At 64.9% G+C, this 19,823-nt stretch carries 20 protein-coding genes; 13 read left to right on the top strand and 7 right to left on the bottom strand.

The genetic code is table 11. The features are described 5' to 3' along the window. From QM712_RS26200 to QM712_RS26170, 7 genes are all read left to right on the top strand, one after another. Nucleotides 1-1,445: chromosome segregation SMC family protein (locus QM712_RS26200; RefSeq protein WP_415026047.1), on the top strand; the 1,445-nt coding region annotated here is incomplete at its 5' end. Nucleotides 1,446-1,579: 134 nt separating this feature from the next. Beyond that, on the top strand, nt 1,580-2,557 hold the full coding sequence (locus tag QM712_RS26195; protein WP_415026046.1) for a small ribosomal subunit Rsm22 family protein: 978 nt from the start codon (nt 1,580-1,582) through the stop codon (nt 2,555-2,557). A gap of 137 nt (nt 2,558-2,694) precedes the next feature. Further along, entirely contained in the window at nt 2,695-3,255 is a 561-nt protein-coding gene (locus tag QM712_RS26190; RefSeq protein ID WP_415026045.1) for a LemA family protein, read from the top strand. A 31-nt stretch (nt 3,256-3,286) separates the two neighbouring features. After that, nucleotides 3,287-4,510, top strand: coding sequence for a M48 family metallopeptidase (locus QM712_RS26185; RefSeq protein ID WP_415026044.1), 1,224 nt, complete (start codon nt 3,287-3,289; stop codon nt 4,508-4,510). A gap of 193 nt (nt 4,511-4,703) precedes the next feature. Next, on the top strand, nt 4,704-5,456 hold the full coding sequence (locus QM712_RS26180; protein ID WP_415026043.1) for a hypothetical protein: 753 nt from the start codon (nt 4,704-4,706) through the stop codon (nt 5,454-5,456). Between the two features lie 60 nt (nt 5,457-5,516). Next, on the top strand, nt 5,517-6,185 hold the full coding sequence (locus QM712_RS26175) for a hypothetical protein (RefSeq protein WP_415026042.1): 669 nt from the start codon (nt 5,517-5,519) through the stop codon (nt 6,183-6,185). Between the two features lie 84 nt (nt 6,186-6,269). Further along, a complete protein-coding gene (locus tag QM712_RS26170; protein ID WP_415026041.1) occupies nt 6,270-6,602 on the top strand; it encodes a GIY-YIG nuclease family protein in 333 nt (110 codons plus the stop codon). A 25-nt stretch (nt 6,603-6,627) separates the two neighbouring features. On the opposite strand, the gene QM712_RS26165 is transcribed toward QM712_RS26170, so the two are convergent. The 5 genes from QM712_RS26165 to petA all read right to left on the bottom strand — a co-directional run bounded on the left by QM712_RS26165 (nt 6,628) and on the right by petA (nt 13,342). Next, complete coding sequence (locus QM712_RS26165) at nt 6,628-7,167, bottom strand: adenine phosphoribosyltransferase (RefSeq protein ID WP_415026040.1); 540 nt, start codon at nt 7,165-7,167, stop codon at nt 6,628-6,630. Between the two features lie 157 nt (nt 7,168-7,324). Further along, the gene (locus tag QM712_RS26160; RefSeq protein WP_415026039.1) at nt 7,325-9,490 is read right to left on the bottom strand and encodes an anthranilate synthase component I; all 2,166 of its coding nucleotides are present in this window, start codon (nt 9,488-9,490) and stop codon (nt 7,325-7,327) included. Between the two features lie 281 nt (nt 9,491-9,771). Next, nucleotides 9,772-10,446, bottom strand: coding sequence for a dienelactone hydrolase family protein (locus QM712_RS26155; protein WP_415026038.1), 675 nt, complete (start codon nt 10,444-10,446; stop codon nt 9,772-9,774). Between the two features lie 239 nt (nt 10,447-10,685). After that, nucleotides 10,686-12,749: a cytochrome b/c1 gene (gene fbcH, locus QM712_RS26150; RefSeq protein WP_415026037.1), complete on the bottom strand. Its 2,064-nt coding sequence runs from the start codon at nt 12,747-12,749 to the stop codon at nt 10,686-10,688. A gap of 62 nt (nt 12,750-12,811) precedes the next feature. After that, nucleotides 12,812-13,342, bottom strand: coding sequence for a ubiquinol-cytochrome c reductase iron-sulfur subunit (gene petA, locus QM712_RS26145; RefSeq protein WP_415026036.1), 531 nt, complete (start codon nt 13,340-13,342; stop codon nt 12,812-12,814). 277 nt (nt 13,343-13,619) lie between these two features. Between petA and QM712_RS26140 the strand changes: the two genes are divergently transcribed. The 5 genes from QM712_RS26140 (at nt 13,620) to QM712_RS26120 (ending at nt 16,869) form a co-directional block, all read left to right on the top strand. After that, nucleotides 13,620-14,078 carry a tRNA (cytidine(34)-2'-O)-methyltransferase gene (locus QM712_RS26140; protein WP_415026035.1) on the top strand — a complete coding sequence of 153 codons (459 nt, stop codon included), beginning with the start codon at nt 13,620-13,622 and terminating at the stop codon, nt 14,076-14,078. An 18-nt stretch (nt 14,079-14,096) separates the two neighbouring features. Continuing rightward, nucleotides 14,097-14,729 (top strand): 7-carboxy-7-deazaguanine synthase, encoded by a 633-nt coding sequence (gene queE / locus QM712_RS26135; RefSeq protein ID WP_415026034.1) that lies wholly within the window; start codon nt 14,097-14,099, stop codon nt 14,727-14,729. Between the two features lie 17 nt (nt 14,730-14,746). Further along, a complete protein-coding gene (locus QM712_RS26130) occupies nt 14,747-15,112 on the top strand; it encodes a 6-pyruvoyl trahydropterin synthase family protein (protein WP_415026033.1) in 366 nt (121 codons plus the stop codon). A gap of 123 nt (nt 15,113-15,235) precedes the next feature. Next, the gene (gene hemF, locus QM712_RS26125; protein WP_415026032.1) at nt 15,236-16,123 is read left to right on the top strand and encodes an oxygen-dependent coproporphyrinogen oxidase; all 888 of its coding nucleotides are present in this window, start codon (nt 15,236-15,238) and stop codon (nt 16,121-16,123) included. After that, nucleotides 16,123-16,869, top strand: coding sequence for an HAD family hydrolase (locus QM712_RS26120; protein ID WP_415026031.1), 747 nt, complete (start codon nt 16,123-16,125; stop codon nt 16,867-16,869). The genes hemF and QM712_RS26120 overlap by 1 nt, the downstream gene beginning before the upstream one ends. Nucleotides 16,870-17,057: 188 nt before the next feature. On the opposite strand, the gene QM712_RS26115 is transcribed toward QM712_RS26120, so the two are convergent. Further along, the gene (locus tag QM712_RS26115) at nt 17,058-18,104 is read right to left on the bottom strand and encodes a hypothetical protein (RefSeq protein ID WP_415026030.1); all 1,047 of its coding nucleotides are present in this window, start codon (nt 18,102-18,104) and stop codon (nt 17,058-17,060) included. 312 nt (nt 18,105-18,416) lie between these two features. On the opposite strand from QM712_RS26115, the gene QM712_RS26110 reads away from it, so the two are divergent. Next, nucleotides 18,417-18,626 (top strand): YodC family protein, encoded by a 210-nt coding sequence (locus QM712_RS26110; RefSeq protein WP_415026029.1) that lies wholly within the window; start codon nt 18,417-18,419, stop codon nt 18,624-18,626. Between the two features lie 103 nt (nt 18,627-18,729). On the opposite strand, the gene QM712_RS26105 is transcribed toward QM712_RS26110, so the two are convergent. Next, nucleotides 18,730-19,662 carry an alpha/beta fold hydrolase gene (locus QM712_RS26105; protein ID WP_415026028.1) on the bottom strand — a complete coding sequence of 311 codons (933 nt, stop codon included), beginning with the start codon at nt 19,660-19,662 and terminating at the stop codon, nt 18,730-18,732. Nucleotides 19,663-19,823 lie beyond the last annotated feature (161 nt).

The raw sequence follows: 19,823 nt of genomic DNA, 5'->3' as shown, positions 1-19,823 counted from the left end.
TGCGCGGTCGGCGGCGAGACGGCTGTGGGCTTCCGACAGCGTCGCCTTGCGAGCGCCACGCCACGGCCGAGCGCGAGATCGGCCGCCATGCCGCCCGCAAGGCGACGCTGTCGGAAGCCCACAGCCGTCTCGCCGCCGACCGCGCAGAGGCCGAAGCCGCCTACGAATACGCCGAGGCGGGCATCAGCGAACTGCCGTCGAGCGAGGACACCGAGACCCGTCTCGCCGCGGTCCGCAGCGACATCGAAGGCCATCGCCGCATGGCCGCGCAGGTCCGCGCCGAGGCACAGGCGCTGGCGCGTGAAGCCGAGCTCGCCGACCGCCGCGTGCAGGCGATCCTCGCCGAGCGCACCGAGTGGCAGAACCGCAAGGAAAGCGCCGCCTCCCACATCGACACGATCCAGACCCGCATCACCGAGGTCTCGATCGAGCGCAGCGATCTCGAAAACGCACCCGCCGCGTTCGCCGAGAAGCGCAGCGCGCTGATCACCGAGATCGAATACGCGGAAAACGACCGCCGCATGGCCGCCGACGCGCTGGCCACCGCGGAGACCGCGATGGCCGAGACCGATCGCGTCGCGAAACTGACGCTCGAGGCCCTCTCCAGCTCGCGCGAGGCGACCGCCCGCGCCGAAGAGCGCATGGAAGGCGCGCGGCGCCGGCTCGATGACATCGAGCGCGAAATCCGCGACATGCTCGAGGTCGAGCCGCAGGCGGTCGCCGGCCTTGCCGAGATCGAGCCCGGCGCGGAGCTGCCGCCGCTGCACGACATCGAGGAAGATCTCGAAAAGATGCGCCGCGACCGCGAGCGCCTTGGCGCGGTGAACCTGCGTGCCGAGGAGGAGCTGCGCGAGGTCGAGACCCAGCACACCGGTCTCGTCACCGAGCGCGATGACCTCGTCGAAGCCATCAAGCGGCTGCGCCAGGGCATCCAGAGCCTCAACAAGGAGGCGCGCGAGCGGCTGCTGACCTCGTTCGAGGTCGTCAACAACCACTTCAAGCGCCTGTTCGTCGAGCTGTTCGGCGGCGGCGAAGCGGCGCTGCACCTGATCGAGAGCGACGATCCGCTGGAGGCCGGTCTCGAGATCATCGCGAAGCCGCCGGGCAAGAAGCCGCAGACGCTCTCGCTGCTCTCGGGCGGCGAGCAGGCGCTGACCGCCATGGCGCTAATCTTCGCCGTGTTCCTGACCAACCCGTCGCCGATCTGCGTGCTGGACGAAGTCGACGCGCCGCTCGACGACCACAACGTCGAGCGCTACTGCAACCTGCTGCACGAGATGACCGGCTCGACCGATACGCGCTTCATCATCATCACGCACAACCCGATCACGATGGCGCGCATGAACCGGCTGTTCGGCGTCACCATGGCCGAGCGCGGCGTGTCGCAGCTCGTGTCGGTGAGCCTGGCAGAGGCCGTGGACATCCTCGACCAGAACGTGGCTTGATATCGCGGTCGCGCCTCGACCATTGACGTCATCATCCGCGAAAGCGGATGATCCACTCCGCAGCGGCCGTTCTTTGACGGCCGCCTTCTCGGAATACTGGATGCCCCGCCTGCGCGGGGCATGACGATGGGACGATGATCTCACCCAACCTCCCCGCCGAACTCAAGGCTGCCCTCGACGCCAGGCTGCAGGGCTTTTCGCGCACCGACGCCGCGCAGCGATCGCAGAAGATCTCGAACGCCTATCGCACCGGCGGCGGCTCCGGAACGATCAAGTCGGAGGCCGATGCGCTCGCCTATGCGCTGGCGCGCATGCCGGCGACCTACGCCGCGGTCGCCGCGAGCCTGAACGCGCTGACCGAGATCGCTCCGGAACTTGATCCGGAAACCCTGCTCGACGTCGGCGCTGGACCAGGCACCGCGAGCTGGGCCGCAGCGGAAGCCTTTCCATCGCTGCACGACTTCACCCTGCTCGATGCCAACGACACGCTCAGCCGGCTCGCGCTCGGGCTCGCGCGGGACAGTTCACGGCTGGCAGATTGCCGCTATCTGCCCGGCGATGCCGGCACGAACCTCGCCGAGGCGTCGCCCGTCGATCTCGTCATTGCGAGCTACGTCATCGGCGAACTCGGCGAGAGAGAGCGGCGGACGCTTGCGGAGATGATGTGGGCCAAGACCCGCCGCGCGCTGGTCGTGATCGAGCCCGGCACGCCGGCCGGCTACGCGCGCATCCTCGCGCTCCGCCAGCATCTCATCGCGGCCGGTGCCTTCGTCGCCGCGCCCTGTCCGCACGAAAAGCCCTGCCCGCTCACCGCGCCCGACTGGTGCCATTTCACCCAGCGCCTGCCACGCTCCCAGGCGCACCGGCAGATCAAGGGCGCAGAGGTGCCGTTCGAGGACGAACGGTTCATCTACGTCGTGCTGACCCGCACGCCGCCTGCCGCGCGCGCCTCGCGCGTGCTGGCGGCGCCGGAGGTCGGCAAGGCCGAGATCACAGCCAAGCTCTGCACCGGGCAAGGCGTCGAACTCGCGAAAGTGGCCCGACGCGACAAGGCGGCGTACGCGAGCGCCCGGCGCTGGCGCTGGGGCGATGCGGTCATGGCGGACAATTAACCGCCTTTCCCGCTTTTTGCCTTGAACTCGGATGGCTCCCCACCCGACCAAGTCTTACCTTCCCTCCGTACCGGTCTCACGCCCGGCCTCGTTTTGGTCTAGGCTGTCGCCGCCTTCTTCCCCATCAGGAGTTCTCCATGTCGACCGGCTGGATCGTTCTCGGCGTCATCGTCGTCCTCGTGCTGTTCGCCTTCAGCGCCTACAACCGACTGGTCGCGCTGGGCCAGCGTGTCAGCCAGGCCTTTGCCGACATCGACGTGCAGCTCAAGCAGCGTCATGACCTGATCCCGAACCTCGTGGAGACGGTGAAGGGGTACGCCTCGCACGAGCGCGGCACGCTCGATGACGTCATCAAGGCCCGCAACTCGGCGATGTCGGCACAGGGACCGGCGCAGGTGTCCGCTGCCGAGAACCAGCTCTCCGGTGCGCTCGGCCGGCTGATCGCGCTGTCCGAGGCCTATCCGGACCTCAAGGCGAATGCCAACTTCCAGCAGCTCGCCAGCGAGCTCTCGGACCTCGAGAACAAGATCGCGGCCAGCCGCCGCTTCTTCAACAACGCGGTCCAGGAATACAACACCGGCATCCAGCAGATGCCCGCCGCGCTGTTCGCCGGCATGTTCGGCTTCACCAAAAAGGACTTCTTCGATCTCGGCGCCAGCCGCACCGAAGTCGAGGCTGCACCGCAGGTGAAGTTCTGAGGAAGCCGACAGGCCGGCAGGGCATCGCGTCATGGCCGCGTATGGTCTCTACACGCACATCGCCTCGAACAAGTTTCGTTCGATGCTGCTGCTCGTCGGCCTCTTCATGCTGTTCTACGTGCTGGTCTATGCCGGTGCGCTGATCGCTGAAGTCCTCATCGACGGCAACGAGAGCGTCGCCTACTATCTCAGCCGTGCGCTTGCCGATCTGCTCAAGGCGGCGCCCTTCGCCACGATCGCGGCGGCCGCCTGGATCGTGATCGCCTATTTCTTCCACCAGTCGATGATCGACGCGGTGACCGGCGGCCACGACGTCACGCGCCAGGAAGAGCCGCGGCTCTACAATCTCCTCGAGAACCTCTGCATCTCGCGCGGCATCACGATGCCGAAGCTGAAGATCATGGACAGCCCGGCGCTGAACGCGTTCGCGACCGGCCTCAATCCGCGACAATATGCGATCACCGTCACCACGGGCCTGCTGAAGGCGCTGAACGATCAGGAGATCGAGGCCGTGCTCGGCCACGAGCTGACCCACATCAAGAACGGCGACGTGCAGCTCATGGTCATCGCCGTCATCATCGCCGGCGTGGTCGGCTTCTTCGGCGAATTGTTCTTCCGCCTGTTCACGAGCTTCAGCTGGAGTTCGGGTTCGGGTGGATCGTGGTCATCTGGCTCCTCGTCGTCGTCATCGCGGTCCTCGTCGTCGAGCGACAACAAGAGTTCCGGCGGCGGCGCCGTGGTGATCGTCATCATCGCGGTCGTGCTGATCGTGGTGGCATGGCTGCTGTCGCAGGTGGTCAAGCTCGCGCTGTCGCGGTCGCGCGAATATCTCGCCGACGCCGGCTCGGTCGAACTGACGAAGAATCCGGACGCCATGATCACGGCGCTGCGCAAGATCGAGGGCCGCGGCGAACTGCCGGGCGCCACCTCGGCGGTGATGGAGCTCTGCGTCGACAATCCGCGCGAAGGCTTCGCCGACCTCTTCGCCACCCACCCCTCGGTGCAGTCCCGGGTCGACGCGCTGGTCAAGTTCGCCGGTGGCCGCGATCCGGGCCCGCTGCCCGCACCGGACGAGACGGAACAGCCGGCGGAACAAACCGGTCAAGCGGATGCCCCACCGCCCCTGCCGCAGGGACCATGGAGCGATGCGGCCAGGACAGATGAGCCCGCGTCCCCCGGATCGGCGCAACGCCCCACCGGAACCGGAATTGGCACTCCGATCGGCAATCCCATGGGTCCCTGGGGCCGTCATTGAGCCGATTTGGCGCCGGCGGCGGCGGGTTTCGCGGCGATTGGGAAAAACCCCGGGAATTGCCGTAACCACGCGCCAAGGAATTGAATTATCCCTTGTTTCTGCCATGTTCGCGCCCAACAGCAGACTCGGGACATCGATTTGGGGCCCGGCCGATTGCGACCTCGCGATCGGGGGCGCGCGTTAGGGGACAGCAATGGCAAAGCCGGCAGTGGTTGTGGTGGGCGCGGACAAGGGCGGGGTCGGCAAGACCACGGTATCGCGCACCCTGCTCGATTATTTTTCCGCCAACAACGTGCCGACACGGGCGTTCGACACGGAGTCTCCGCGCGGAACACTGAAGCGCTTCCACCCCGACATCACCGAGATCGTCGACATGACGACGACGGCCGACCAGATGAAGATCTTCGACACGCTCAACGCGGTGAGCCCGTCGGTGACAGTGATCGACGTGCGCGCCGGACTGCTCTCGCCGGCACTCGCCTCGCTGCGCGACATCGGTTTCCTCGACGCCGCCAAGGCCGGCCAGATCACCTTCGCGGTGTTCCACATCCTCGGCCCCTCGATCGCCTCGCTCGAGGAAATCGCCGAGACCGCGGGCTTCATGACCGGCGCGAAGTATTTCCTGGTGAAGAACTTCATCAACGACACCCAGTTCTTCCAGTGGGACCAGGCGACCTACAATTCGTATTTCCACCGCATCAAGGACGCGACCGAGCTGACGATCCCCAAGCTCAATGAAATGGCCTACGAGCAGGTCGAGGTGTCCTCCGTTCCGTTCCTGAAATTCGTCGCCAACAAGGGCATCCACGACGAGGCCGCCAACTACTCCTTCGTGCTGCGCGGCTATGTCCGGCACTGGCTGGCCAACGTGTGGAGCGAATTCGACCGCATCCGCCTCACGGACCTCGTCGGTTCGAAGCCCGCCGCCCGCAGCAGCGAAAAATAGTTGCGCAGCCTGGGGGGATGCGGCTGGATGGGGCGGTGAATCCGCCCGATATTGCTGTCGATGCCCGCGACCCCCGTCTACATCATCTGCTCGCCCCGCCCGCAGGTCGGCAAGACGCTGCTGGCGCGGCTTTTGACCGAATTCCTGCTGCTCAAGAACGGCGACGTCGCCGCCTTCGACGTCAATCTGAAGGAACCGTCGCTGCTCGACTATCTGCCGAAGGTGACGGAGACGGCGGATGTGATCGACACCTACGGCAAGATGCAGCTCATGGACCGCGTCATCGTCGATGACGGGCTCGCCAAGGTGATCGACCTCGGCTTCCATGCCTTCGACGAATTCTTCAAGATGACGGGCGAGATCGGCCTGCTGAAAGAGGCCGCGCGGCGCCACGTCGCGCCCATGATCCTGTTCGTCGCCGATACCGACCGCGTCTCGAGCCGTGGCTACGAGGTGCTGCGGGAGCAGATTCCGCGCGTCAATCTGATCACCGTGGACAACGAATACGTGGTGCGCGGCGAGCTGCCGCCCGCGATGGCCAGCGGCCGCCTGTTCCGACTGCCCGCGCTGCCCGGCTTCCTGAAGACCTATATCGACCGGCTGAACTTCTCCTTCACCGGCTATCTGCGCCAGGAGAAGGACTCTTCGACCGAGTTGCACCAATGGATCCGGCGAAACTACCTCGCCTTCCGCGAGCTCGAGCTCAGCCTGATCCTGCAACGGTCCTGATATATTTATCCGGGTAATATTGACCGCGATGACGCGTCCGGCTATCACCGTCCGCAACCATCACCCTGTCAGCGAGACCGCGCCGTGAGCATCGACCGGAAAGCAGCAATCGCTGCCTACAAGGAACGCAAGACCATCGCCGGCATCTACGTTGTCGGCTGCGCGGCATCGGGCGAGACGTGGGTCGGCCAGGCGCCAAACCTGGAGACCATCCAGAACCGCATCTGGTTCTCGCTGCGCCAGGGTAACCACAGCTGCCGCAGCCTCCAGGCGGCGTGGAACGCGCACGGCGAAACGGGACTGACCTTCGGCGAGTGCGAGCGGCTCGAGGACGAGGAAACGGACTATGTCCGCAATGCGCTGCTCCGGGAGCGCATGCTGCATTGGCGATCGAAGCTCGGGGCCGAGGCGATCTGACGATCGCCGCGACGGCGGCGCTCGTTCAGTGCCCGTCGAAGGTCATCAACGTACGCACCGGCACGTCCATCGCGCGCAGCTTGGCGGCGCCGCCAAGATCGGGCAGGTCGATGATGAAGCAGGCGGCGACCACGTTGGCACCGATCTGCCGCAACAGTTTCACCGCGCCTTCCGCGGTGCCGCCGGTGGCGATGAGATCGTCGACCAGGATGACGCGCTCGCCGGGCTGGATCGCATCGACATGCATTTCCATCTCGTCGATGCCGTATTCCAGCGAATAGGCGATGCGTACGGTCGTATGCGGGAGCTTGCCCTTCTTGCGGATCGGCACGAAGCCGGCAGAGAGCTGGTGCGCCACCGCGCCGCCGATGATGAATCCGCGCGCTTCCATGCCGGCGACCTTGTCGATCTTGTTGCCGGCCCAGGGATTGACGAGTTCGTCAACCGCACGCCGGAAGGCGCGCGCATCAGCGAGCAAGGTCGTGATGTCGCGGAACATGATCCCCGGCTTGGGATAATCGGAGATGGTGCGGACGCTCGCCTTCAGGTCGTGGTCAAAGGTCATTGGTCTCTCGCTACGGTTTTTCCCTCGTCATCGCGAACCGCCGGTCCGCGCAAGGCGCAGCCTGACGACTGACTCCGCGAGCGATCCAGACAGACAGTCTCTGCGAAAACGGTCTGGATCGCTTCGTCGGTTGGCGCCTCGCAATGACGGCACTCACTCAATTCGCTTCGGCATTCAGCCGGAATGCATTCTCGACAATCCGCAAGCCCACCTCGCCACTGAGCGACATCAGCGATTCCGGATGGAATTGCACACCGGCGACCGGCAGCGTCCTGTGCTCCAGCGCCATCGCGACGCCGTCCTCGGTGCTTGCGGTGACGGACAAGACATCCGGCATGCTCTCGCGCTCGACATAGAGCGAGTGATAGCGGCCGATGACGATCTCGTTGGGCAGATTGCGCATCAGGCGGCCGCCACGCACCTGCACCCGCGAGGGACGGCCGTGGGCGGGATGCGTGAGCTGGCCGAGCTCGCCGCCGAAATATTCGCCGATCGCCTGCACGCCGAGGCAGACGCCGAAGACCGGCAGCTTCTTCTCCAGCGCCGCATCGATCGTCTTGCTGATCCCGAAATCCTCGGGCCTGCCTGGGCCCGGCGACAGCACAAGCAGATCCCAGGCCCTCCGCTTGAGCATGTCGAGCGCGTGCACATGGCGGACCACGGTGACGTCGGCGCCGACCTGGCGGAAGTAATCGGCGAGCATGTGCACGAAGCTGTCGTCGTGATCGATCAGAAGCACCTGCTTGCCGCTTCCTGTCGCATCGGGCGCGAACGTCGACAGCGGCTTCGGCGGATCGCCGCGCAGCGCCTGGAACAGGGCCGCGGCCTTGACCTGGCACTCGCGATCTTCCGCGGCGGGATCGGAATCGAACAGGCAGGTGGCACCGACGCGCACCTCGGCGAGACCGTCCTTCATGCGGATGGTGCGGATGGTGAGGCCGGTGTTGATGCTGCCGTCGAAATTCACCGCGCCGATCGCGCCGGCATACCAGCGCCGCGGCGAGCGTTCGTGATCCTCGACGAACTGCATGGCCCAGAGTTTCGGCGCGCCGGTGACGGTGACGGCCCAGGCGTGGGTGAGGAAGGCGTCGAGCGCGTCGAAGCCGGGACGCAGTATGCCCTCGACATGGTCGACGGTGTGAAACAGCTTCGAGTAGGTCTCGATCTGCCGCCGCGCCAGCACCTTGATCGTACCGGGAACGCAGACGCGCGCCTTGTCGTTGCGGTCGACGTCGGTGCACATGTTGAGCTCGAACTCGTCCTTCTCCGAGTTCAGAAGCTGCCGGATCTGCTCAGCGTCGCCGATCGCGTCGGTGCCGCGCGCGATCGTGCCGGAGATCGGACAGGTCTCGACGCGGCGTCCGTCCGAGCGCACGAACATTTCGGGCGATGCCGACACCAGGAATTCGCCGTCGCCGAGATTCATCAGCGCGCCATAGGGCGACGGATTGATCACGCAGAGGCGCTGGAACACCTCGGCCGGCGAACGATCGCAGGGCTCGGCGAAGAGCTGGCCGGGCACGGCTTCGAACAGATCGCCCCGCGCGAAGGCCGCGCGCGCGGTCTCGACCGTCGCCTGATATTCGCCGGGCGCGTGGTCGGCAAAGCCCTGGCGCGGCGTCTTGAGATAGGGACTTTCCGCCGTCTCGCGCGGCAGGCCTGCGGTCGACTTGCCCTTCCAGGCGAAATCGTAGCTCAGGACGACGCCGCGCCCGGTGGCGCGGTCATAGGCCAGCAGGCGATCGGGGACATAGAGCACGATGTCGCGCTGGTCCCGCTCGCGCGGACGCTTCTGCACGAGATCCTCGATCTGGAACACGAGATCGTAGGCGAAGGCGCCGAACAGGCCGAGCAGCCCGTCGTCATTGGCAGAGAAAGCGCCGATGATGTCGCGCACCAGAGACATCACGCTGGCGCGCCGCGTGCGCTGGTCTTCCTCGACCGGCGCGTCGCCGCGGATGATGTGGCCGGACAGGCGTGAAGTGGTCTTCTCGGAGATCACGACGCAGGGGTCGCGCAGCACGTCGCCGAGAAATGCGATCAACACCGTGCCGCGGTCATTGAGCGCTTCGAGGGTGAAGTCGAAGCCCGCGGTCTCGAGCTTGAGCGGCGGATCGGAGAAGCCGAGGTCGAAGCTCTCGTAGCGGCCCGGCACGGTCGTGCCCGAGGACAGCACCACGCCGCGGCGGCGGTCGAGCAGGCTGACGAGATCGTCGAGCCGGTTGGCGCCGCCGGAAAACTGCTCGGCCACGCGCGTGATCGCGAGACCGGAGCGGGTCGCGTAATCGCTTCTGGCCGGGAGGGCAAAGACTGTCCTGTTCATGTGGTCCTCTTACGAAACTTGCCGAGGGAACGCCACACAGGACAAACGATCAGGCCGCCGCACTGCGTTGGCGACCTCAGACGATTTGGAAAGGAAAATCGCACCGGCCACCTCTTCAGGAGGTGCGCCACCAAAGACGGGTTGGGCGGGCTGCGGTGCTCATGGCCCCGTAGAGACCACGCTGGCGGGATCGCGTCAAGCCGGTTGGCCGGCCCGTGGCAGGCTCACGGGCCGGGAGCGGCACCGGTCTTCGGGTGCCGAAATCGAAGCGATGTGGCGCCCTACCCCAGGTGCTTCCGGAAGAACTCGGTCGCACGGCCCCAGGCGAGCTCGGCGGCCTCGCGATCGTGCACGGCCTGGCGCTGCTCGTTGACGAAGGCGTGCTCTGCGTCATAGCGGAACAGCTCCAGCGACTTGCCGGCGGCCTTCATGCCGTTTTCGAAGGCATCGACGAGCTGCGGCGTGCACCAATCGTCCTTGTTGGCGAAGTGGGCCTGGAGCGGAATCTTGACGTCGGCGGGCTTGGCCGCCTGCTCCGGCGGAATGCCGTAGAACACGACGCCGGCCGCAAGCTCCGGAATCTTCGTCGCGCCGATGATCGTCACGGCGCCGCCGAGGCAGAAACCGGTCAGGCCGACCTTGGCGCCGTTGCGCGACAGATATTGCGTGGCGCCGCGCACCGTCTGCGTGGTGGCGTCCATGAAGTCGAGCGAATTCATCTCTTTGCCGGCGGCATCCGTGTCGTGATACGGCACGACCTTGCCCTTGTAGAGGTCGGGCGCGAGCGCATCGAAGCCGGCGATGGCGAAGCGGTCGCAGAGGCCCTTGATCTGGTCCGACAACCCCCACCATTCCTGGATCACGACGACGCCCGGTGCATTGCCGCGCGCGGCGTTGGCGAGATAGCCGGACGCGTCCTTGCCGTCCGGGCGCTTGAAGGTGATGGCGGTTCCCATGGTGTCCTCCGACGATTTTGGGGAGAGCGGTTGCCGGTATTTTGACCGGTGCGGGCGCGCGGCGCAATCACCGCGCAAACAAACTCTCGTGCCCCCGATGCGAAGCGGCGCGGCGTGCCTTTGCGGCATGATGTCTCGCTGATCGGTGCCCGGCCAGACGCAAGCGCATCCCGGACTGGCCGGCACGAACAAAAAAGCCCCCTTGCGGGGGCTTTTCGATTCCATTGGCCTCGAGCCGCTCAGTGCGAGTTGGCCCAGACCTTCTTCTTGGTGAAGTACATCAGGCCCGCGAAGATGATCAGGAACACGAACACCTGGAAGCCGAGACGCTTGCGCGCCTCCATGTGCGGCTCGGCGGTCCACATCAGGAACGTGGTGACGTCCCTGGCGTACTGCGCGACCGTGGCCGGCGAGCCGTCGTCATAGGTGACCTGACCGTCGCTGAGCGGCTTCGGCATCTTGATGGCGTGACCCGGGAAGTACTTGTTGTAGTACGAGCCATCCGGAATCGTCACACCCTCCGGCACCTTCTCCTCGAAACCCTGGAGGATCGCGTCGACATAGTCGGGGCCCTGCTCCTGGTACTGGGTGAAGAAGTCGAAGATGAACCAGGGGAAGCCGCGGCCGTAGGAGCGCGCCTTGGTGATCAGCGACAGGTCGGGCGGCGCCGCGCCGCCGTTCGCCGCACGCGCGGCCTGCTCGTTCGGGAACGGCGACGGGAAATAGTCCGCCGGCCGGCCGGGACGCTCGAACATGTCGCCCTGGTCGTTGGGACCGTCCTTGATCTTATAGTCGGAAGCGAACGCCGCCGCCTGCGCCACCGAATAGCCGGGGCCGCCGGCCTCGGCGAGGTTGCGGAAGGCGACGAAGGACAGGCCGTGGCAGTTGGCGCAGACTTCCTTGTAGACTTTCAGGCCGCGCTGAAGCGCGCCCCGGTCGAACTTGCCGAAGGGGCCGGCGAACGACCATTTGTTGGCCGGCGGCTTGATCCCGCCTTCGTCAGCGCGGGCGTCCTGCAGGCTGCCGAAGAACAAGGCACCAGCAGCGACGAGCGCGACGGCGACGGAAGCCACGGCCTTGCCGCCCTTGGCGAGGATCGCCTCGGAGATCGAGTTCGGCACCGGCCGCGGCTTCTCGATGCGCGAGAGCAGCGGCAGCACGATCAGGAAGTAGGCGAAGTAGCAGACCGTCAGGACCCGGCCGGCGATCACGTAGATGCCTTCCGGCGGCTGCGCGCCGAGATAGCCGAGCAGGATGCAGACCGCGACGAAGATCCAGAAGAACTGCTTGGCCAGCGGACGATACTTCGACGACCGCGTCCTGGCGCTGTCGAGCCAGGGCAGGAAGCAGAGGATGATGATCGCCGAGAACATCCCGATGACGCCCGCGAGCTTGTTCGGGATCGAGCGCAGGATCGCGTAGAACGGCAGGTAGTACCATTCCGGCACGATGTGCGGCGGCGTAACGCCCGGATTCGCCGGAATGTAGTTGTCGGCGTCACCGAGATAGTTCGGCATGTAGAAGATGAACCAGGCGTAGAGCAGCAGGAAGCAGGAGACGCCGAACATGTCCTTGATCGTGGCATGCGGCGTGAACGGCACCGTGTCCTTCGGCGTCTTGGGCTCGACACCGTCGGGGTTGTTCTGGCCGGCGACATGCAGCGCCCAGACGTGGAGCACGACGACGCCCGCGATGAGGAACGGCAGCAGGTAGTGCAGCGAGAAGAAGCGGTTCAGCGTCGGATTGCCGACCGAATATCCGCCCCACAGCAGCGTCACGATGCTCTCGCCGAAATAGGGAATCGCCGAGAACAGGTTGGTGATGACGGTAGCGCCCCAGAAGCTCATCTGGCCCCACGGCAGCACGTAACCCATGAAGCCCGTCGCCATCATCAGCAGGTAGATGATGACGCCGAGGATCCACAGGACCTCGCGCGGCTCCTTGTAGGAGCCGTAGTAGAGGCCGCGCAGCATGTGGACGTACACGGCGAAGAAGAACATCGACGCGCCGCAGGCATGCATGTTGCGAAGCAGCCAGCCGTAATTGACGTCACGGACGATCAGTTCGACGGACTTGAAGGCGAGATCGGCATGCGGCGTGTAGTGCATCGCCAGGATCACGCCGGTCAGGATCTGCATCCCCAGCATGAAGGAGAGGATGGCGCCGAAGGTCCACCAGTAGTTCAGATTGCGCGGGGTGGGATAAACGACGAAGGAGGAATGGATGAGACCAAGGATCGGCAGACGCCGCTCGACCCATTGCAGTGCCGGATTGCTCGGCTGGTATTCGGATGGTCCGCTCATGATGCGATCCTGAGGAAATAAAACGACGAGACGGCGCGAAGCTTCGGACGGCGGTCCGAGGCTCAGCCGATCTGGATTTTGGTGTCGGAAACGAACTGGTACGGCGGAACCGGCAGATTCGCGGGCGCGGGCCCCTGACGGATACGGCCGGACGAATCGTACTGCGAACCATGACAGGGGCAGAAGAACCCGTCGTAATTGCCCTCATGAGCGATCGGGATGCAGCCCAGATGGGTGCAGATGCCGATCACGACCAGCCACTGCTCGTGGCCGGACTTGACCCGAGCCTCGTCGGACTGCGGATCGGGCAGGCTCGCCACGTTGACGGCGCGCGCCTCGTCGATCTGCTTCTTGGTGCGATGGCTGATGTAGATCGGCTTGCCGCGCCAGAACACCTTGATGTCCTGTCCCTCGGCGACCGGGCTGAGATCAACCTCGATCGGCGCGCCGGCGGCGATGGTCGATGCGTCCGGATTCATCTGGGAGATGAAGGGCCAAAGCGCTGTCGCGCCCCCCACTGCTGCGGCTGCCCCCGTTGCAACGAATAGGAAATCACGGCGTGTCGGATGGTCCGCCGAAGACGCTGTCGTCACGATTCCAACCCTTTCTTCTTATGCCACCGGTGGAACCGCTCCGGGGGGCGCCCAAAGGTCCCCGGAAAGGCTGCCGGCGCCCGCGGCCCCCCGCGGCGGCAGAACTTTGCGTGTTCACGCCGAAACGGGTGAAACAGCAGTCCAGAATCGTTCTATTGGCACCCTTGCCGGGCGAGCGCAAGCCCGCTATCGGCGCGGAAGCGTGCAATGCACGAATTCCCGGCCCGCCGATGTTTTATTGAGACATTTCCGGTCCGCACCAACCCGCCGCGACGCCATGCAGATAGCTCTTTTCCAACCCGACATTCCCCAGAACACCGGTACGATTCTCAGGCTGTGCGCCTGCCTGGGCATGGCCGCCCATATCATCGAACCGGCGGGCTTCCCGGTTTCCGACCGGCTGTTCCGCCGGGCGGGAATGGACTACCTCGACCACGTGACCATCACCCGCCACGACTCCTGGTCGAAATTCGAGGCCTGGCGCGCGGCGGAAGGCCACCGCCTGCTGCTGTTCACGACCAAGGCCGCCACCGATTATCGCGATTTCCGTTACCAGACGTCGGACATCCTGCTATTCGGGCGCGAGACCGCCGGGGTCACGGACGCGGTGGTCGAGGCCGCGGATGCGCGGCTGGTGATCCCGATCACGCCGGGCCTGCGGTCGCTGAACGTAGCGATGACCGCGGCGATGGCGGCGGGCGAGGCGCTGCGGCAGGTCCGGAAGCCGCCGGCCTGATACAGTGAGGAGAGAAGGTTGAGCTACGCGGTCAAGGAAATCTTCCTGACCCTGCAGGGCGAAGGCGCCCATGCGGGACGCGCCGCCGTGTTCTGCCGCTTTGCCGGCTGCAACCTCTGGAGCGGCCGCGAGGCCGATCGCAGCGCGGCGACCTGCAAATTCTGCGACACGGATTTCGTCGGCACCGACGGGACGCTCGGCGGACGCTATCGGACGGCCGCCGACCTCGCCGCCACCGTCGCCGCGCAATGGACCGCGGCGTCCGACAACCGCTACGTGGTGCTCACCGGCGGCGAGCCGCTGCTGCAGGTCGACACCGACCTGGTCGACGCGCTGCACGCGAACGGCTTCGAGATCGGCGTCGAGACCAACGGCACGATCGAGCCCCCCGAGGGGCTCGACTGGATCTGCGTCAGCCCCAAGGGCGGCAGCGATCTCGTGCTCCGTCGCGGCCACGAACTGAAGCTGGTCTATCCGCAGGCGCTGGCGGCACCGGAGATTTTCGAGGGCCTCCCCTTCGAGCGCTTCTCGCTGCAGCCGATGGACGGGCCGGACGCCGCGGAGAACACCGCACGCGCCATCGACTATTGCCTGCGCCACCCGCAATGGCGGCTCAGCGTGCAGACGCATAAATCGCTTGGCATCAGATAGGATTGGTTGACGGACAGATGTGGGAATTGACGAAATCGTTCCGCTTCGAGGCGGCGCATTCGCTGTCGGGAACGACGTTTGGCGCCGCCAGCGAGGAGATCCACGGCCACTCCTTCCGCGCCGAGGTGAGCCTGCGCGGCACGCCCGACCCCAGGACCGGCATGGTGGTGGATCTCGGCCTCGTGCAGCGCGCGATCGAGGACGTGCGGCTGACGCTCGACCACAAGTTCCTGAACAAGATCGAGGCGCTGGGAACGCCGACACTGGAAAACCTCTCCCGCTTCGTCTGGGAGCGGCTGGCGCATATCGGCCAGCTCACCCGCGTCAGCATTCACCGCGACAGCTGCAACGAGAGCTGCACCTATTACGGTCCGCAGGGCTGAATTCGGAGATATCGTGGGGTGGGCGAAGCGTAGCGCGCCCGCGATAGAAGACGATGGAGAGACGGTGGACATGGCGCTGACGCGCCTTTGCCCGCCCTACGGCAGGTCGGTTCGGGAATGAATATGGACGTTTCAACGATCGAAGACCGCAAGGCGCGCGCCCGCGCCTGGTTCGAGCGCCTGCGCGACGACATCTGCGCGAGCTTCGAACGGCTCGAGGACGAGGCCCCGGCCGAGCTCTATCCCACCGAAGCCGGCCGCTTCAAGCGCACGCCATGGCAGCGCACCGACCACAGCGGCGCCGCTGGCGGCGGCGGCGTGATGTCGATGATGTCCGGCCGCCTGTTCGAGAAGGTCGGCGTGCACTGCTCGACGGTACACGGCGAGTTCGCCCCCGAGTTTCGCGCGCAGATTCCGGGCGCGGCCGAAGACCCGCGGTTCTGGGCCTCCGGCATCTCGCTGATCGCGCATCTGCGCAATCCGCACGTGCCGGCGGTGCACATGAACACGCGCTTCGTCGTCACCACCAAGGCGTGGTTCGGCGGCGGCGCCGATCTCACCCCGGTGCTCGATCGCCGGCGCACGCAGGACGACGCCGACACCGTCGCCTTCCACGCCGCGATGAAGGACGCCTGCAGCGGAGCGAACGGCGTTGCCGACTACGACAAGTACAAGGCGTGGTGCGACGAGTATTTCCACCTGCCGCACCGGAAGGAAGCGCGCGGCATCGGCGGCATCTTCTACGACTGGCAGGACAGCGGCGACTGGGAGGCGGATCTCGCCTTCACCCGCGATGTCGGCCTCGCCTTCCTGAAGATCTATCCCGAGCTCGTGCGCCGCAACTTCGCGACCGCCTGGACCGCGCAGGACCGCGAGGAGCAACTGATCCGGCGCGGGCGCTATGTCGAATTCAACCTGCTCTACGACCGCGGAACCATCTTCGGGTTGAAGACCGGCGGCAATGTCGATTCGATCCTGTCCTCGCTGCCGCCCGAAGTGAAATGGCCCTGATGATGAAGCCTGCAATGAAGCCCCTTCCCCGCGCCATGCTGATCGACATGGACGACACCATCCTGTCGGCCTACGGCCGGCCCGAGATCGCCTGGAACACGATCGCCAACGAGTTCGCCGAAGAGCTGGCGCCGCTGTCGCCGCCTGAGGTCGCAGCCACCGTGCTGGCCTTCGCGAAGAACTTCTGGGCCAGCGCGGACGCCTCGTGGCGGATGAGGCTTGCCGAAGCGCGGCATCTGACCGTGAAGGGCGGGTTCGCCGCCCTCGCCGCCGCCGGGCACCGCGCCCTGCCCGACGATCTCGCCATCCGCCTCGCCGACCGCTTCACCACCTATCGCGAGGAAGAGATGTTTGTCTTCCCCGGCGCGCACGAGGCCATCGACAGGCTCAAGGCGCTCGGCATCAAGCTCGCGCTGGTGACGAACGGCGCCGCCGACATGCAGCGCGCCAAGGTCGAACGCTTCGAGCTGGAGCACCGCTTCCACCACATCCAGATCGAGGGCGAACACGGTTTCGGCAAGCCCGAGGAGCGCGCCTATCTGCACGCGATGGAGGCACTCGGCGTCACCGCCAAGGACACCTGGATGATCGGCGACAACCTCGAATGGGAAGTCGTGACGCCGCAGCGCCTCGGCATCTATTCGATCTGGATCGACGTGCACGGCGACGGCCTGCCCGAGGGCTCGACCGTCAGGCCCGATCGCATCATCCGCTCGCTGACCGAACTGGTGCCGGACCGGGCCTGACGCAAAATCTCGAAAACAACCCCATGCACAGTAGCCCCACCGGCAAATTCAGCGGCTTGCGGATTTTACGGAAAGCTTTGACCCGTCGGGCAAAACAGGCGCATGATGCGATGGTCGGGCAGTCGTCCTCCTCGCCGGTGACGACCACCGGCCGCAGCAACACCGAAGATCGCTTCGCCCGGCGCTCCTCATTTGAGTTGCGGTTCCTTGGCCAGATTGCCGAACAGCTTGAGGGCCGCGGCCTGCAGCCTTGAGGTTGCGGGAAATTGCAGTCGATGAATTTCGACCGCCGAGCGGCGCGAAAACACCCTTCTGATCACGTCGACCGGCAAGGTCAGGGGCTTGAACCAGGTGGCCGGATTTGCCGGCTTCTCCACGACCTTCCCGACGGCCTCGCCGAACGCCAGCGTACTCTCGAGGCTGACGAGCCCCTCGCCGGTGCCGTGGGTCCTCTCGATTTCCTTGAGGATCGCATCCTGCTTCTGAATCGCCTGCAGCTCGTCGGAGCGGAGTCCCGTCTCCAACAATTTCTCGACTTCCCTCAGTCGTTCCCTCAAGGACGACAATTCGCGACGAAGCCTGAGCATCTCGTCCGGGATGTTGTCCGGATTTGAACCGGCTCGGTCGAACACGACGCTCGCAAGCGGAGTGATGTTTCGCCTGACTTCTTCGTCCCCCAGATAATTGGCTTGGAACGCCTGGTCGAGTCTGTCCAGCAGCTGCCTGCGAACCTGCCTCTCGGACCTGACGATCGGTTGAAGAACGCTCGCCCGTGTCTCGTCGGGCAGGAGCGAGATGTGATTGACGTCGGCATAGGCGAGATAGAGGAAAGTCCGGAGAAGGAAGGTCGTGCTGCGATGAGACCCGACGTCCTTTTCGAGCTCCATCCGCATATCCACGTCGTCGGGAACGGTGCGGACCCACTCCTCGCCGGTTTTGAAATCGGCGATGTCGTCTGTTTTCACGGCAAAGGCCCGCTCGACCCAATCGGGCTTGAACAGGTTTTCGATCAGGGGCAGGAACCTCTCTTCGTCTGCTTCTTCTCCCAAGAACGCACCGAGATGCCCGCACGTCGCGTTGACCAGCTGCGGATCGAAAGTCGGATCATCCGCACGAATGATTCCGTTGATGGCGGCGACCACGCCGCTGTTATCGGTGAGCGACCGCAGCATTTCGTAAGCCTTCCGACCAAGCACGGCGATCTCGTCGTAGAGGCAGACGGTCTCGATCAACACCGAGAGATCATGAACCGATCGCCAGCTCGTCGTTGCCGGATTGATCTCGTGAGACGTCGCAGACACGAGCAGATTCTGCGTGATCAGTCGTCTACTGGACATCGCGAACCTCCTTACCGCAGGGATTGCACAGCTCGACTATACACATTCGAGCGTGCATGATCCGCGGCCCTGCCAACCATAACCAAACTGTGAAGAGGCTGGGAATCCGCGCCGACCCCCGCCTCGATGGCTGAGCAACGGCGCCGTTTTCCGCGTGTCATGACGGCCTGTTAGCTTCGCGGCCGAGTCGATCAACTCGGAGGACAATCCATGGAATTGAAAGCCGGCGATGTCGTGATGCTGAAATCGGGCGGTCAGCCGCTGACGGTTGCGGAGGTCAAAGGCGACGACATTCTCTGTCTCTGGATGGGCATGGAAGGCGATCTCTTCCGCGAGACGCTGCCGCTGGCCACGCTCATACAGGTCGAAGAAGACGACGAGGAAGAGGACGACGAAGACGAGGATGAAGACGACGAATAGCCGCGCCTGAGATAGCATCCCTGCTGGATCGGAGCGTTCGGCTCCGTCGCGCCCGATGTCCGCTTCTCATGACAGAGCAATAGCGGACATCGCCTTGTGCCGATCAGATCCTGGGCCGTGAACCCGCCTTTGCAAGCAATTGCAGCAAGGCCGCATTGAAAGCCTCGGGCTGTTGGGCAATCGCCAAATGGCGGCCGGGTATGGTGACGAATTGAGCGCCGGGGATGCAGCCTGCCGCTCCCTCCGCCGCGACGTGATAGTAAGATCGCGTGTCTGCGCCGACAGTGATCAATACGGGTATCTTGATCTGATGCAGCATCTCGCATGTGATTGAAGGTTGCGGTGGCGCTGCAAGAGCGGCCGTCCAGGTGCGTGCATTGTCGAGGAACATGGTTCGGATTTCCGGCGTCGTGGTTTCCCAGAAATCAGGCTGGTGATTGACCCCAATCGGCGCAAGCCGAGCCGCCCCTGCCAGGTCGCCGGCTTTCGCCGCCGCGATTGCAGGGCCAAGTGCGGCCGCGCGATCCTCGCTCGCTGTTTTCGCGATCGCAGGGTCGGTCACGTAGGTGAGAGAGCCAGGCTCATGGATGGTCAGGCTGTGCACAAGTTCCGGATGCTGCAAAACGACCAGCATCACGATTGGACCGCTGTACGACCAGCCGACGAGATCCACCGGACCGGCGTTCAAGCCGCGAATGAACGCGGCGATATCGTCTGCATTCGTCTGATGCGAGTATTTCGATCCATCATCGGGCCAGGGAGCCGTCCCGAAATATCGCATGTTCAGACCGATGAAGCGATAATGCTGCGCGATCACTCGGCGCTGCGCGTCCCAAGCCCGGTAATCCGTGCAGCAGCCATGAACGAAGAGGACAGGCGCACCATCTCCCTGTTCCTGATAAACGAGCGTAACACCGTTGGTGGTGGCCTGCTTGATCTCCGGAGCGGTTGGATCGGCCGCCACAGCGAACCCGACGGCAAGCAGTGACGCGAGCAGATTGATTGCGATGCGCGGCAACACGCTCGTGAGTTTCATCATTCCCTCCTAGCGTCGCTCGCTCTACCGAGCGGCCTTGTCGTGCTGGTACGGGATTGCAAATGAACTCGATCACGCCGAGGTGGTATTCACGGCGGCGGAAGCAGAATAGCGTTCCGGCGCGTGCAATACCATCGGTAACTCGTGGCCGGAGCGCGAAT

The sequence above is a fragment of the Bradyrhizobium sp. genome (assembly GCF_047605465.1).
Taxonomy (GTDB): Bacteria; Pseudomonadota; Alphaproteobacteria; order Rhizobiales; family Xanthobacteraceae; genus Bradyrhizobium.
This window is presented reverse-complemented; position numbering and strand designations above follow the sequence as displayed.